The sequence below is a fragment of the Acinetobacter bereziniae genome, assembly GCF_016576965.1.
In the GTDB taxonomy this organism is placed as follows: Bacteria; Pseudomonadota; Gammaproteobacteria; order Pseudomonadales; family Moraxellaceae; genus Acinetobacter; species Acinetobacter bereziniae.
Map to the genome: position 1 here is coordinate 2450129 of NZ_CP066119.1, position 15153 is coordinate 2465281.

A 15153-nucleotide genomic window follows, 5' to 3' on the forward strand; every position below is an offset into this window, starting at 1 on the left:
ATCATAATAATAACTCTTGGTTTTATAACGCGCATAATCACATTCTTGTTTAAAACTCCCTAAAAGCAACAAGAAAGATTTTTAAAATTGATTGTTACTATATTACCCAACTTTAGTAAAGGTGCACATGATGCTGGTGGTAACGGTGATTTCTTAGCTGAGGAAGCCATGCAAGTCAAATTCGGTGATCGTAAAAGCAATCATACTGACAGACTCATGGTACCGAGAACACACCACATTTTAAAGCTGCACTAGAAGATGGCGATATTGTGAATATGCCAACGGATCAGGACATCGTAGAAGACCATCAAGCTTTTATTATGATCAAAGGTGTGGCACGTATCCCCTCAACTGGATCAAACAGCAATGATAAAGTTCGTCAGGGGATAGTGGTATTGCACATTTATTGGCTGATTATGCGAGTAAGAATCCATCTGCCCTAATTGAATTTATTACACTTCCAAGTCATTAGCAGATTGAAATGAACCCTAATGATTTTGATAGGGTTAGTGATGTCAGGTATTTTTAATAAATTCTGTTGTACTTACCTTGAAAGATATGATCAATTTGTTCCATATATTCTAATGCTAGAAACAACTTTGGACTTTCATATTGATTGGATAGGAAATAATCAATAAGTCCATTGGCATTAACAGATACATCAATAATCTGAATTGTTGGGTCGTAATCTTTTAGTTTACTTATCTCAAAATTAATTTCGGCTAGTAAAGCTTTTTTCTCGATAGACTGCATATATATTGCTCACAAACATTTGAAGGTATGAAAAGATGTTATTCAATTTTATTGAAATAAACAAATTTTTCGTTTTCTTCTAAAGTATAAGAGTAGCAATATGTATTATTCTCTAAATCACTAAATTCAACTTTAATAACCTCATCTTTAAATATGGGATTTTTTTGATATGATAAAGTATAAAATTTTATTTTAGTAACATCAGTGGGCTTCATCTCATCTATATTTAATATTTGGCGAACTTCTAAGGTTGAATTTATTGTCATACTCCACACCTGTGATGTTATTTTAATGAATTTTATTGGAATATTTAAATTTATAAAAACTAAATAAAAAGAATTCTTAATGTTTGAATATTCAATATTTTTTATGAGGTTAGTGCCACTTAAGCTGAGTCGAGGCAAAGATTGATATTCTTTTTCTTGAAGTACACTTTCAAACTGTTTCTCAGCAAGTAAAAACATATTTTGCTGAGCTTCGACAGATTTCTGCATTTCATAAACCTGTTGCTTAAGTGTAGCATTTGAAATCTTCAACTCTTCTGCTTGCATTATTAATGCTTTAGTATTCTGTTTTAGCTCAATACCTTGTTGTTTATAACCTAGGTATAAAAATAAAAAAGCGAGTGGTGCAAATGACCCTGCTAAAAAATCACCTAGTTCATTAGATGATAGCATAAAATTTTTGCCATCACTACGAATAAAAAGAGCTGTGTAAATGACTATAAATAATAAGTAGATTACTACAAACCAGAATGACCATTCTTTATAAAAAGTTGGACTTACATTTTCAATATTAGTTTCTACAATTGAATCTTTATTAGGCCCTGACATAGAATCTTTTTCCGTCTTATTAGAAAGTTATAAAAATAAAATAATAAAACGAAGCGACAAACCTTGTTGGAGCAAGATTCGTCCCTTTGGTAAATTCACTACCGCAGGCAAAGCCTCGTTATCCTGTACAGGATAAAAAGAGGCTATCAGAAAATGAGAAGATTTTGCAGTAGGTAAGATAATCAAGCTCAACTCAATATATTAATTTTGTCTTCGAGCCATTCTTCGTTGTTGTGCATTTTGAACACGAGCAGGTTCAGTATAGACTCTCTCAAGTAAAATATAAGTGAAGTCTAGGAGATCCGCAGCATCATCCTTAGTTAGTGTGCCATCGTGTGCTGCATCATTGCCGTCATCTTTTATACCTCGAGATAAGTCTTCTAAATCTCTAGGTAAAATATTTTTAGTAAATATCCAATTCAACCGACTATGGATAGATTTATTATCATTAGCTGATGGACTTAAATTTTGATTTTGAAAAAGAATATGTTTTGTTGTTATATCTAGACAAAGTCTAAACATAGCTCCTGAAGCATTGAAACAACCTATAGCAAAACATTTAGCAGCTTCATTAAAAATTTTTTCAATATCTGAAGGAATATACTCTGGCGGTAACTCAGCATTAGGTAAAATTGGAGAGTAATTAAAATTTTCAAACCATATAAAAATATCTACATGAGAATCTAGATAATTCTTAATCTCAGTCATAATAGTTTGAAAATTATTGTGAGTGTTACGTTTTAAACTGATGGCTCTTTCTAATTTAATTACAGCATTAATCGTAAAAGTTGCATAACATGCTCTACATGTCGAAAAAAGATACCATTCTCTAAACTCATAAAGTGAAATTCTCAGTGTATGTCCTTTTACATCAAATGTGCTTTTTTTAGCATTACAGTTTGGGCAATCAAAAACAAATGTACTCATTCACAATTCTCACTGGAACCATTTCCGTCTTATTAGAAGTTATAAAAATTAATAATAAATCGAGGTGACGAATATTGTTGGTGCAAGATTCTCCCCTTTGATAAATGCACTACCGCAGGCAAAGCCTCGTTACCCTGTACAGGATAAATAGAGGCTATCAGAAAATGAAATACTTTTGCAGTAGGTGAAATAATGAAAACCAAGCCAATCGTGCCGTGGATGGGTGGAAAACGTCGTCTGGTGTCGCAATTGATGGCAAATATGCCTAAAAACCAATCTTATGTAGAATTGTTTGCTAGAGGTGCAGCATTAGTGGCGACTGATACACTTGGTCAGATGCATGGAAAATTACAAGCTCAAATTAATAATGGTTCAAAAGTTGAATGGATTGATGCTCAGACAATAGGTAGATTTGGTTACGCCTTTAGTCACGGAACGATTCGTGATAAACCCGCAAAACTAGAATTTGCAAAAATAGATAGAAATATTGGGATAAGAGAATTCTTAGCTCATACAACACAGTGCGTAGGCAAACTTTTAAAGTTATGTAAAACCTTTGCAAGAGATGAAACAGTATATTTCCTTATTTGTATCAAAAATTTCTTAAATTATCTCGTCGCGCATCACAATGCCGAAGAAACTAGTCAAATAATATGACACTGATATGACTTTATCGATATTATTTTTCTCTATTCCATTTAAAAACAATGAAATAAACATAAAATACGGCAAAAATACCAATCAATAAATAATATGGAAAAATTATGTTGAATTGATACAGTGCTGTACTCAACAAAGGGGCAAACACTAAGCTGAGCGCTTGCACCATTGTACATAAGGCTGCTATTTTCGTTTGATCATGGATTGAGACCGACTGTGATGCACCTGTGGTAAATGCAGGCATCAAACACGCCACGGCGATCCCATAAAAAATATAAGCGAGCTGAAAGATGATGATCTCTTGGGTATATGTCGACATCAACAACCCTATCAACATTGCCGATAATCCAGCCACCAATAAGGTTTGCAATGACCATTTTAACCATTTTGAAATTGCTACTTGCATAACAACCAATGCAATACCAACAATTAATGAACATTGCGAAAAATACAATGCACTTTGTTCAATACTGAACTTAAATTTATCTTGGATATAAAAGCCAGCCGTTAAATTCAGGGTAACAATGGCGACGTATAAACTGAATCCTAAGATTAGCCAGATAAAAGCTTTGTTTAACGTATGTTTATTTTGATTTTGTGCTTGATACTGCTCACCAATATCCAGTGGTTGATTGGCTAAATCTGTAGGGTTTTGATGCAAATTTTCTGGAAATTCGACCGAATTTTGATTATTTTTTTGGTAAAAGCTTACGATCAATATACTCAAGGTTGCGAGAATCACCACAGCCAACCACATGGGAATTAAGATCCCATAAACGATCAATAATGTCGTTAGAAATGGTCCTAAAATTAATCCTAAACTGTTGAATGCACCAAACTTTGCCATCATTTGGCTACGTTGTTTTTCTTCTTCATAGCGTGTCATCACATAACTTTGTAAAGCAATCTGCGGCATTGCCATAAAAATACCTGTACTGCTGCGACTTAATAACAGTAAAGCAAATAACAGTCCTGCTGGTACACTATAATGCAATCCATAACTGAGTACACCTGAGAACAGTCCCCATGTGATGGTCATACCAATAAAACCTAAACTGAGTAAATAATATTGATTTTGTAATTTAGTTTTTTTTGAGATCCACATTGCTGTTAAACTCATCAACAAAGCACTTGCAGAAACCAATAAGCCTGCTTGAAGTTCTGACATTTTAAGCTGCCGAATCAAGGGAGCAAGCAAAGGCAAAATCATGGAAAAACTCATTCCATTTGCTAGACTTGCAGCTAATAAAATCGTATTGTTTTTATTCATTTAGACCTTATTGAAATATCAGAGTGAGCAGATAATCAAATACATTATGCAATTGAGACGCATTTCCATATTGATCAAATTAAAAAGCCCCTTTTACGTGATTGATTGGCAAAAGAGGCTAAAGGTTTAATTAATATTTAACGCTATAGCTTAGACCATAGGTACGACCTTGTGCAGGTAAGCTTGAGATTGCACCATAAACAGTTGAAACAGCTTGGCTATATACTGATTTATAATCTGTATTCCAGACATTATACACACCAAATCCAAGTGTCCCAGGTCCAACTTTGGCATTAGTAATCACATCCATCGTTGTAAATCCTTTAATCTCAGCGGGTGGACGAGTTGAGCCACTGTCGATCGCATCTTGACGCGCTTTGTCTGTCCCACCTATGGCTAAGGCTTGTACTCGCACACCAATGCCATCATCAAACTGCCAATCTGAATAAACCGTTCCTTTTAATGGTGCGATTCGGATTGCATCCAATTCTTGCCATTTACCTTGAGTATTCTTATATTGCCCAGTGGTATATGCTGCTGTTCCACCGACAGTCCAATTCGATGAAATTGGATAAGAGAGATTCGCTTCTGCACCATACACACGTTCATCCGTGTCAATAACCTCTATAGCATAATTCGGTGGTCCAAATTTCAGACTCTTGTCTGAATCATTATAAAACGCAGTAATACCTGCATTTAAACCTTTGGCACCTTGAATTCTCCAACCCAATTCATAGTTATTAACTTTAATTGGATCAATCGTCTGACTACTTACTACAAAGTTTGCAGGTACATCACGCAGCATACGTTGTATGTCTGGTAAATTTGAACCTTGTGAGAAATTGGCAAAAACTTGTTGTGCATCGGTCAAATGATAGACAGCCCCAATATTAAACAAAGTTGCATCATGTTTAACCGTTCCACCATTTAAGGTTTTTGCTTGATAAGTTGGCACTATATCAGCAACGACTGCTTCTGTGTAAGGTGTTGACGAATCAACATCACTTTCAACGCGCTCATATCTTATGCCTGCTTGTAAATCAATACGGTCGGTAATATCCAATTGGCTTTGCGCAAAAAAACCCAGCTTACTGGTTTCTACATCTGGACCGAATTGATAGCGCTTAAGCGGTTTAAAGGCTAAACCATTACTTCCCATAAATGTGGCTAAATCATAACGTTGCATATCCTGACGGTCTTGCTCATTTTCATAATCTACCCCATAGGTCAGACCTAACTTACGACCTTGTAAATTAAAATCTTTTTGTAAAGCAAGTCGAGCGCCCCAAACATCAATATCTGTATCAGATTGATAGACTAAATAAGTGCTACCTGGCGTTGGTAATGCAGTATGAGCAATTGGATTCACTGCTGGATACCAACGAGCTTGCTCATTACGATAATAGGCTTCAGCATTTAAAATCTGCGTAAAGAAGTCATCATTTTGGTATTGGGTATTAAAACTATAGCGTTTGGTTCTTGGCTGATCATCGAGCTGTAATCCTTTAACGGCTTTTTGGCTCGGTTGTGCGCCAAATAAGACCGCAAGTCCTGGACCATAGTCTGGACCATAATCACTGTCTTGTTCATCGTTATAATATTGACCACCAAAACTGAGACTTTGACCATCGGCAATTTTCCAAGTCAAACGTCCATTCACATCGATGGTTTCAGTATCTTGACGATCCGTCTGCGCAACTTCAGGTCCGACTCGATCGCCATGACTGTCTTGGATTTCACCACGTTTAGCATAGCCAATACCGAGTGTTCCTTTTAGAGCGTCTTGATTGAATGAAATGCTTTGTGATGCTTCATAAGCCATTGCATCACTTTTAAAGTTGTTGCCAGACGTGACACCGACTTTAGTTTCAAAACTTAAAGGTTCTTCGCCACCATTTTTTGTGATGATATTGATGATTCCACCTGTTGCGCCAGAGCCATAAATACTACTTGCGCCAGAAACCACCTCAATTCGCTCAATCATAGATGGGCTAATGCTATTGAGTTGTCGTGAACCATCGCGATAACCTGTTTGAGGTACACCATCAATCATGTATTGGACCACACGCCCACGCATCGTCATACCATAGTTTGATGTTGTACCCGTATTCGGCGTTAAAGACGGTACCAACAAGCCTAAAATATCTGCGGTGCTTTTACCTGCATTGGCTTGCTTTTCGATTTCAGCATGATCAATGCTATACACTGTTCCAGCGATTTCGGAAATACTTTTTGCAGAGCGCGTGGCGGTTACAACGATGGGTGCCAAGCTTTTCACTTCTGATACGGTATTATCATTATTATTCGCAGGCTCTTGCGCATAAAGTTGAGTACATACAGCTAAACTTAAACAGGTCAGTTGTATATGTATTGATTTTTTTCTCATGAGTTATCCTTCCATAATCTTTGATTTTGGATTTATTTGCGATTTTGAAATAATGAGATGTGATAAAATTACACTCACTACAGATGCTACGGCCAGTACAATATAAAAATTGCCATAACCTAATGATTTGGCCAGAAAACCTGAGCCTGCCCCACCAATGAAATAGACCAACAATTCAAAACACACCAGAATTGTAAAATCAGTTCCTGCTTGTTCTTTTGAGCTATTTTGCATAAAGTATGCATAGAGCGAAGTCATTGCAATATAACGAATTGCCAAAAATGCAATGACAAAAATTCCCAATAATAAATGCCACTGGTTTAACCAACCGAGCAAAATAGCAAGTCCCAATAATCCGTAGATTAAGGTTCGTAGCCAGCCCGCCCAAACCAGCAACTGTGTTGCCTTTATTTTTTTCAATAAGAGTGCTGCTGAAACCGCAGCCAGCAACCCCACACCTGCACCCACTACAGACATCAATACCCCAATCTGTGACAGTGACCAGTGTTGATCAATGAGCATTGGGTTAAGCATTGCCATTGCAGGTGCTTCGACAAAGCGATAGCAGACAATTAACAATAAAGCCCAACGAATTTCTGGTCGTTTAAATGCACGAATCAAGCTTGGAGGGTTTTGTGCAATATGTTCTTTGGGTTTTTCTTTGATTTGAAACACAGCCAGCATGGTTAAAGCTGTCATCACCGCTAAACAGGTTAATGCTGTTTGCCAACCATGATATTGATAGAGCCATAATGTCGCCGCACCACCAATCATACTCCCGATGGCAACACCAATACTCTGCGCCATACTGCCAAAGCGATAATCTTGTTCAGAAAAAGCTTCAACAGTATAGCCGTCTATGGCAATATCTTGCGTTGCTGCAAATGTTGAAATCCATAGTCCAATCACGACAAACACAGCCAAACCATATGAAAACTGGGTAAATGCCAGTGCCAATACACCCAGTACCAAAGCAATTTGCGTAAACAGCAACCAGGTTTTTCGTTTTCCTAATTTTTTAACATATATTCGATCAATCAACGGCGCCCAAAAAAACTTAAACGCCCATGGAATATATAACAGTGACAACATTCCAATCCAGCGTAAATCAACCCCTTGATGCCTTAAAATTGCAGGCAGTGCCACATTGTAAAAATACAAAGGCAAAGCATGTGCTAAATACAGAACAATCACAACACTCAAGCTTAATATTGAAATCTGCTGTGTCATTGATGTATTTTTTGAATTATCTATGTTCTGCATATCCACCTCTGCACCGCCCACTGCAGTGCATCGCAACGATCCAACGTGACGTAATAAGGAACACGCCAAGCCACATGTAAAGCTGGTGAATTCAGGCGTTGTTGATCTGCATCATCAAGCGCAATCCGCACCAATCCCACACAATATTTAAAAAATTTGACTTTATTTTTTTTATACCAAGCGGCTTGAACTTGGCGATATTCCTCTGGGAAAGTCGTACCATCTAGACTTTGCATCACCAGTGCAAAATTTTGTTGATGATGCAAAAAGTTTTCAACTTCTGCGAGCCATTGCTCAAATTCAGCAATTGATACATCTTTTGAAAACGTCATATCCATAATTTGAATATGTGTAGACTGGTAACTCATATGGAGGGTTCAACTCGCTCTGTTTGGTTGGGAAATTTCTTTTGCGCAAGATATTGCTGGGACTGCGTAAGAAAATCACCAAATTTTTGATAAAAGGTCTCTCTAAAACAATAATACAGCATGGCATCTTTTTCAGGCATTGGAATTATACCCTGAGCTTCATAGCACATGTCTTCTACCACTGCTGCATAAGGTTTGACTTTAGAGTCAGGTTCACCCACGATTTTCAGAGATGCTGCATTTTCAAAAATATAAAAGCTTAATAAACGCATGACTGCTCTTAAATAACCTTTACCAAATGCTGATTTTTCACCAAAAAGTAGATGCCAACCTAAATCTAATTCATGTCCCGAATAATAACGCCCCAATCTATCACGTTTTCCTTCATAAATTTCGGTATAACCTACATCTTGCCCGTCTACGCCAACAATTAACAAACGATGGTGGTCGTCAGCCAATTGTTTTTCAAAATATACTTTGAGTTCAACTTCAGACTTATTCAATTGCCACTGCGGAATTACATGCGGTTCATGCATCCACTTATGTAACAGTGCCATATCATCAGGATATTTCACTTGGCGCAGATAAAATTGTGTACCATTCTCATAGTATTCATAAAAATCAGGTAATTGGCTTGATAGTGTTTTCATTAATGTCACCTTGATAAAATTCATTAATTCAATATTTAAGATTCATTTTCAATGCTATACAGACAGACTTGCTGAATGCTTTTGTGTTAAATGCTGTCGTTGCGATTGTTGCTCTGCCCACTGTTGTAATGTGGTTGGACTGACAGGATTGGCAATTAAATCTAAAAAGACAGGAACAGGACGCTCAGCTTCATCGTTATAACTGGTGGTAAATAAACGCACCCGATTTAAGCAGATCTTGTCATATTGGCTTCTAAACATTGCAAATTTTTCAATACGTGCTGAAAGCTCAGGGTGCTGTTGATGAAATTCAGCAATCACATCCGAAATTGTTTGCCAAAATTCCACTTCGTTATGTTCTGGAAAGTCTTGAAGGAATACATTACTGATATAACGGTAATGCACCATGAATAAACCTGTAAAAATAAAGTGACTGAGCTCCAAAGCCGAATGGCGAAGTAAAATTTTTCCTTCTTCTGGAAGTTCTGAAAGCTCAGGGAAGTCTTCATCTACCAGATTAATATCATCAATAAAGTCTTTCAGTACCATGGCTTTGGGTACACCATTTTCGTGAATTAGCATGGTATTTTCACCATGTGGAGAAAATGCAAGACCATATTTATACAAGCAGATCAGTAAGGGTTTTAAACTGACTGTTGCGAATTGTTTTAACCATGCCAAAGGTGTTAGACCTGATGCTTGAACAAGCACGTCTAGAACAGATCTGCCTTGAATATCACGATGTAATAACGCAGCTTGGGAGAGTACTTGCTGATGATCTGCGACATAAGGATCGATACTTTCACGCCACAAACAGCCAAATAACTCCTTGAATTGATAAGGCGCACCTTCGATTTGGTCATAACAAGGCTGCTGAATGGTTAGCGTCGCAACTTCACCTAGAAAAACCACGCCAGATTTTTGTAAATCTGCATCTTGTTTGAGTAAATTTTTTAGCCAAGCCGTCACAGCTGGGGCAGCTAAATTTCGTTTTGATGGTAATCCTCGATAAACTGCTGTATTAAAAATACTTACTGGTAGTTTAATGTAATGACGTTGTGTGTTTGATGTATTGCATAATGTACGAATAGATTGCATTGGTACATAATCATCTTGACCAATATCAAGCTCTACAATTCGCTGATGGACAATTTCGTTGCTATAAGTCGGTACAATCCATTGGTGCCATTGCCAAGCATGTACAGGGATTAAATAATAATCCTCTGCATTCAAAGCATGGCTTTGCATTGTTTCACGAAATTTATTCAGTTCTTCAGCATCAAACTCATACAGATAAAGGTCACCTGCTTGCCATTCAGGTGTTGAACGAAATTCAGCCAAATCGCGATGTACAGCTAGCCAGAGTAATTTGACTTTAGGTGAGACTTCGGGTGCAGCACTGAGGTAGTCGTCATAACCAAATCCCATACGCCCTTTGCTCATAATAAGCCATGGATGTCCACGTAACATCCCTTCAATCTTATGGTGTGATTCTGTGAGTACCGCTGTACTATTTAAGCGATTTTCATCAAAGACATGCGCTTCTGCCAACCACGTATTATTCATTTCTTTGATCAAATAAGCTTTGGTAAAGGGCTTTACTTCGGCTTGATTAGAAAATGCTGCAATAAATTGATGCAGATTCCAAGCCGCTTGGGTGGAATCTGCATTCAAATCACGTACTGAGCCTTCTTCAATCAACCAATGCCCTAACAAATATTGTTTGGCATTAAACTGATAACGGCGGTCATCCAGCGTCAACTGAAATAAATCACCGCCTAAGTTTTCAGCCTGAATAATTTCCTCATATAAAAATTCAGCAATTGCCATTTCGATCAGGCGTTGTCCTGCACTCCGCCACTGCTTTTGATTAATTTGTAACTGTGCAAAACTCATATGCTTTTCTCAATATTTGAATATCTTTGTGGGTTTTGTTTATGCTGAGAACTTTGCGACAAAGTTGCTGATGTCATTTTCAGATTTTTTGCCGAATGCTCAATTTCATTAGATGGTCTATATGAATGTACTGCTGGATTTTTCTGAATCGCTTGTACTTGTGGATTTTGCAAAGGATCAAAATGCTGGAAACATTGCGACTGTTCAGGTAGGTCATATAAGGCATAACCCAATAACTGATTAGCAATCGTTGCCGCACGATATGCACCCAAACCCAAGTCTGGTGTACCTACACCATGACTATGCATTTCCATATTTTGTACATAGATTTCGCCAATACCTGTATATGCAGTACGATAATCAACTGTAATATCCCAATGTCCCTGTGCATTGGTTTGAATATGTGGTTTAACATGCTTGAGAAATTCAAACTCTGGACTTGTATAGCCTGTCGCGCAGACAACATAATCACTGTCAATACTGAACTGATTTAAGCTGACACGATCCTGAAAAATCAGTTTGATTTTCCCTTTATCTGTCAGCGCAGCATCAATTAAATTCGATTGGCTATGCAAATGTGTCGCAAGTTGTTGATTGGCAATATTTCTATGGTAAAACTTTTTATAAATTTCTCGAATGGTCTGAGCACTAATACCTTTATAAAGATAGGCTTGCTTCGCTAACTGCACATCCTTATTTAAATCATCAAATTTATAAAAATGCTGAATATAATCTGGACTAAAGTGTTCCAATCCTAAAGGCGTATATTCCATCGGGAAAAAGCCATTGGCACGTGTCAACCAGTTTAAGTTAAACTGTGGTTTAGACACTTGATCAAATTGATACTGTCGATCAAATAAATCTAAAAAGATTTCAGCTGCTGACTGACCCGAGCCTAAAACCACCACATTGCCTTGCAAATCTTGCGTTGAATGTTTCAGATAGTCTGCTGAATGCTTGCAACGTTCAGGATACGCTTGCATAAACTTACGCACACATTGTGGTACATAAGGAACATTCCCAGCACCCAATACAAGATTTCGACAATTGTAGCGTTGCTGAATACCATCTTGGTGCACAGACACTTCAAAACCATAGCTTTTCGGGATGATATCCGTCACTGTAGACAGATACTGAATACATTCAAGCTGATCAGCAACCCATTGACAATAATGGTTATATTCCTTACGCGGAATATGTGGCTGCTCAAGAAAATAAAACTTATATAACCTTTGCTGATCTTTTAAATAATTAAGGAAGCTAAATGGACTGGTTGGATCTACCATAGAGACCAAATCTGCCATAAATGGAACTTGTAATAAGGTATTGGGCAACTGCATACCTGCATGCCAATCAAACTGTTCCTTTTTTTCAAAAAAGAGATATTGCAAATCAGATTTTTTGTGTAACAGACTGGCTAAACTTAAATTAAATGGACCTAAACCAACAGCAATAAAATCAAGCATAGATCGCATCCTTCTGTTTAAGACACAAAGGATTCGGCAATTGAACATAAACTGATTGCTGTTCAACAGGTGCAATCAACTCATCTAATTCATATAAACGCGTCAGCAAGTTACCTTTATACGGCAACGTAGGCTGATATAACAAAGCATGTAATAAAGTGCTTTCAGGATACTGTTGCAGCAAATCAGATAACTTATCCTGTAAGACATGTATGAGTCTTTGCTCTGAAATACTGCCAGTCGCGCCAATTGCATTAATAATGCCGAAAATAGTATTGCCAAAGAAATAGTAGCTAAATCTTTCATCTACAAAAGACTTAGGGCCAACAGCATGTGCTTTTTCATCAAGTTCAGGAAACTCTTTTAATATTTCAGTAGCATATTCTTCGATATAGTAAAAACCTTGATTATCCCTTAACCATAAATTTTTAGGATAGGCATTTTCAAACTCAACCAAGACATTCTGTTGATGGGATTCAAATGCCATGCCGTAACGATGATAGAGATACATCATCGGCACTAAACTGATTTCCAAGAATTGCTTAAACCAATTCAATGCGATCTGTTCAATATTGTGCTGTGGTTCAGCTTGGGCAATGTCTTCAAATAAATGATCAAAACGATTTAAATCTTTTTCAGGATGATCCTGGCACAAGGATGCAATACAGGTGACTTGCTGCGTTTTGTCAAAAGGTTGATCTCTGAAAATACAGATGGTTTCATTGACAATGTTGCCATCAAGCCTTAGAGCAGTCCAAGCGGGATCGTTCACTGCTTTGAGTGTAGGACAATGTTTAACAATTGATTGTCCCATCTGCCCATGCCATAAACGATGCGTCATTTCACCACGATGACATTCTTTGGCTAAATTAATTCGAATTGAGTTGGTGATCATCACCGATAATGAAGGCTTAACCATCCACGGCGCAGCATAACTTGCTAAGGTTCTTACTGAAGTGGTTGCTGAAAATTGCCAAGCTTTTTCGCCAAAATTGATTATCTTATGTTTAGCTTTTAATTCTTTATACCAGTCTTTACTTTGTAAATATCGTGCTTGCCAAGGGTGCAAAGGCAATAACTTATAATTTGAATAGGTATTTAGCAAAGTGATTTCAGCTTCATTTAAATACCAATGTATCTCTTGCCTAAGTTGTGAAGTGATATCCTCTGCACACGAAGCATTACTCTCAGCGACATATTCTGGTGCAACCAACCAGTAATACAACTGAGTTTTACCTTGATGTTCAGGAGAAAATTTCAACCAGTCTTCATGGATAAATCCCAATCTACTTTTTGGCGCAGGATGCATACTATGTCCAAGAATTAATGCTTGTTCTGATTGAATGAAATCCTGTTTTGCCTGAATTAAACGATCAAAATCAGGCTGTCGATGTGTTAAAAACTGAAGCAATGCATCACGACTTTGAATCCATTTTTCGACCAGTGATGCGCAATCCAGTGTTTGTGAAGCATTTTGTACCAACTCTTCTAACAGCAAGCTGACCATCGCAATTGCACTAAACTGTTGTATTTGTCCTTTAGTAAAGACTTGTGGAAGTCTGGCAATTCTGTGTCTGCCAACAAAACTATTATATGACAATGGAACAAATAATTGAGACTGAATTGATTCCAAAGGAATTATTAACAACGTCAAGCCTTGGCTAAACGTGAGTTGAGTAGAATTTTGTTGATATTTTTCAAGTAAAATTCCACTACCTGTTTCTTGTGAGTATGCATTGATTAGGTGCTGCATCGCCAATCGGCTGGCAAGCTCTTTCATCTGACCATATCCTCTGTACAAGACTTTTTACTGCACTAAAAAGTTCTAAATTTAATTTATGTTTTTTCTTGGATCATGCTGTCATGCTCAGCACAAATCGATCTTAATGTTAATAATTCTCATTTAAGAATGCAATTTTGTATTTTTCATGTATTAGGATAGTTAATTTGATGATTTTATGAATTTTTATCATACATCGTATTTTTTTCGATCATTGATATCTTAAAATTTTCAATTGTAATAAATGATAATATTCTCATTTAGGATTGAGAGATTTCATGAAAATTTTCATCAAATTGCATTATTTGTATAGTTTCTTGTTCAACATCACAAATTAATTTAAAAAGTAGAAAGAAGAAATGAAGCGAAATGGAAAATGTGTATTTGGTTTAAAATTATAAGTCATCTTGGCTTTTTTTGCGGCACTCAATATTTCTTCAGTTTTAAAATCAGCTAGATTGGCATTCAAGATTTGAGCATCAATAACATCACCTTTCTCATTGACCCAAAATTCAAGCTCCACAAAATAATTTGTTTGTTTCGCTGTTTGGTGAACATATTCAGCATTCTCATGACTAAATTGAGGGCTGACAGGTACAATCCATTCGGGCTGAATTCTCGGAGTAAAGAATTCATCTTTATCTACGACCATACCATTTTTCCCCATAATGAGTCGATTAATGAAGTTATATGCATAAGCAGACTGTAAGGACAAAATTACCGTAAAAAAAACCAAAACTGTTATTTTATTTTCCATAAGATTGACCTTGTATTTTTATTTGGAAATCATACAGTTAATGATTAATATTATCTGAACTATCTTTCACGGAAATGATGATATAAAAATATGGACCATTTTGAAAAAGATATGATTGATTAAAATTTAAAGAAAACCTGATTT

The 15153-nt window shown here is 36.8% G+C and carries 12 protein-coding genes and 2 pseudogenes; 2 read left to right on the forward strand and 12 right to left on the reverse strand.

The window, feature by feature from the left end:
• Positions 1-63: 63 nt before the first annotated feature.
• A pseudogene (locus I9192_RS11610) lies at positions 64-472 on the forward strand (hypothetical protein); the annotation flags it as partial.
• Positions 473-525: 53 nt separating this feature from the next.
• Here the strand turns inward: I9192_RS11610 and I9192_RS11615 are convergent.
• The 3 genes from I9192_RS11615 to I9192_RS11625 form a co-directional block, all read right to left on the reverse strand.
• Positions 526-753 (reverse strand): hypothetical protein, encoded by a 228-nt coding sequence (locus I9192_RS11615; protein WP_005031718.1) that lies wholly within the window; start codon positions 751-753, stop codon positions 526-528.
• A 38-nt stretch (positions 754-791) separates the two neighbouring features.
• The gene (locus tag I9192_RS11620; RefSeq protein ID WP_005031721.1) at positions 792-1586 is read right to left on the reverse strand and encodes a hypothetical protein; all 795 of its coding nucleotides are present in this window, start codon (positions 1584-1586) and stop codon (positions 792-794) included.
• A gap of 201 nt (positions 1587-1787) precedes the next feature.
• Complete coding sequence (locus tag I9192_RS11625) at positions 1788-2513, reverse strand: DUF4145 domain-containing protein (protein WP_005031724.1); 726 nt, start codon at positions 2511-2513, stop codon at positions 1788-1790.
• A 192-nt stretch (positions 2514-2705) separates the two neighbouring features.
• Between I9192_RS11625 and I9192_RS22505 the strand changes: the two are divergent.
• Positions 2706-2825: pseudogene (locus tag I9192_RS22505) on the forward strand (DNA adenine methylase); the annotation flags it as partial.
• A gap of 367 nt (positions 2826-3192) precedes the next feature.
• Here I9192_RS22505 and I9192_RS11635 read toward each other — a convergent pair.
• The 9 genes from I9192_RS11635 to I9192_RS11675 form a co-directional block, all read right to left on the reverse strand.
• The gene (locus tag I9192_RS11635; protein ID WP_005031728.1) at positions 3193-4443 is read right to left on the reverse strand and encodes an MFS transporter; all 1251 of its coding nucleotides are present in this window, start codon (positions 4441-4443) and stop codon (positions 3193-3195) included.
• 130 nt (positions 4444-4573) lie between these two features.
• Complete coding sequence (locus I9192_RS11640) at positions 4574-6829, reverse strand: TonB-dependent receptor (RefSeq protein WP_005031730.1); 2256 nt, start codon at positions 6827-6829, stop codon at positions 4574-4576.
• 3 nt (positions 6830-6832) lie between these two features.
• On the reverse strand, positions 6833-8092 hold the full coding sequence (locus tag I9192_RS11645; RefSeq protein ID WP_005031733.1) for an MFS transporter: 1260 nt from the start codon (positions 8090-8092) through the stop codon (positions 6833-6835).
• Positions 8080-8460 carry a hypothetical protein gene (locus I9192_RS11650; protein WP_004830621.1) on the reverse strand — a complete coding sequence of 127 codons (381 nt, stop codon included), beginning with the start codon at positions 8458-8460 and terminating at the stop codon, positions 8080-8082. Before I9192_RS11650 ends, I9192_RS11645 begins: the two co-directional genes overlap by 13 nt.
• Positions 8457-9110, reverse strand: coding sequence for a GNAT family N-acetyltransferase (locus I9192_RS11655; RefSeq protein ID WP_042088708.1), 654 nt, complete (start codon positions 9108-9110; stop codon positions 8457-8459). The genes I9192_RS11650 and I9192_RS11655 overlap by 4 nt, the downstream gene beginning before the upstream one ends.
• Before the next feature lie 54 nt (positions 9111-9164).
• Entirely contained in the window at positions 9165-11006 is a 1842-nt protein-coding gene (locus I9192_RS11660) for an IucA/IucC family protein (protein WP_200149817.1), read from the reverse strand.
• Complete coding sequence (locus tag I9192_RS11665) at positions 11003-12472, reverse strand: lysine N(6)-hydroxylase/L-ornithine N(5)-oxygenase family protein (RefSeq protein ID WP_005031744.1); 1470 nt, start codon at positions 12470-12472, stop codon at positions 11003-11005. Before I9192_RS11665 ends, I9192_RS11660 begins: the two co-directional genes overlap by 4 nt.
• A complete protein-coding gene (locus I9192_RS11670) occupies positions 12465-14252 on the reverse strand; it encodes an IucA/IucC family protein (RefSeq protein ID WP_200149818.1) in 1788 nt (595 codons plus the stop codon). Before I9192_RS11670 ends, I9192_RS11665 begins: the two co-directional genes overlap by 8 nt.
• Positions 14253-14586: 334 nt before the next feature.
• On the reverse strand, positions 14587-15009 hold the full coding sequence (locus tag I9192_RS11675) for an energy transducer TonB family protein (protein WP_200149819.1): 423 nt from the start codon (positions 15007-15009) through the stop codon (positions 14587-14589).
• Positions 15010-15153: the final 144 nt, after the last annotated feature.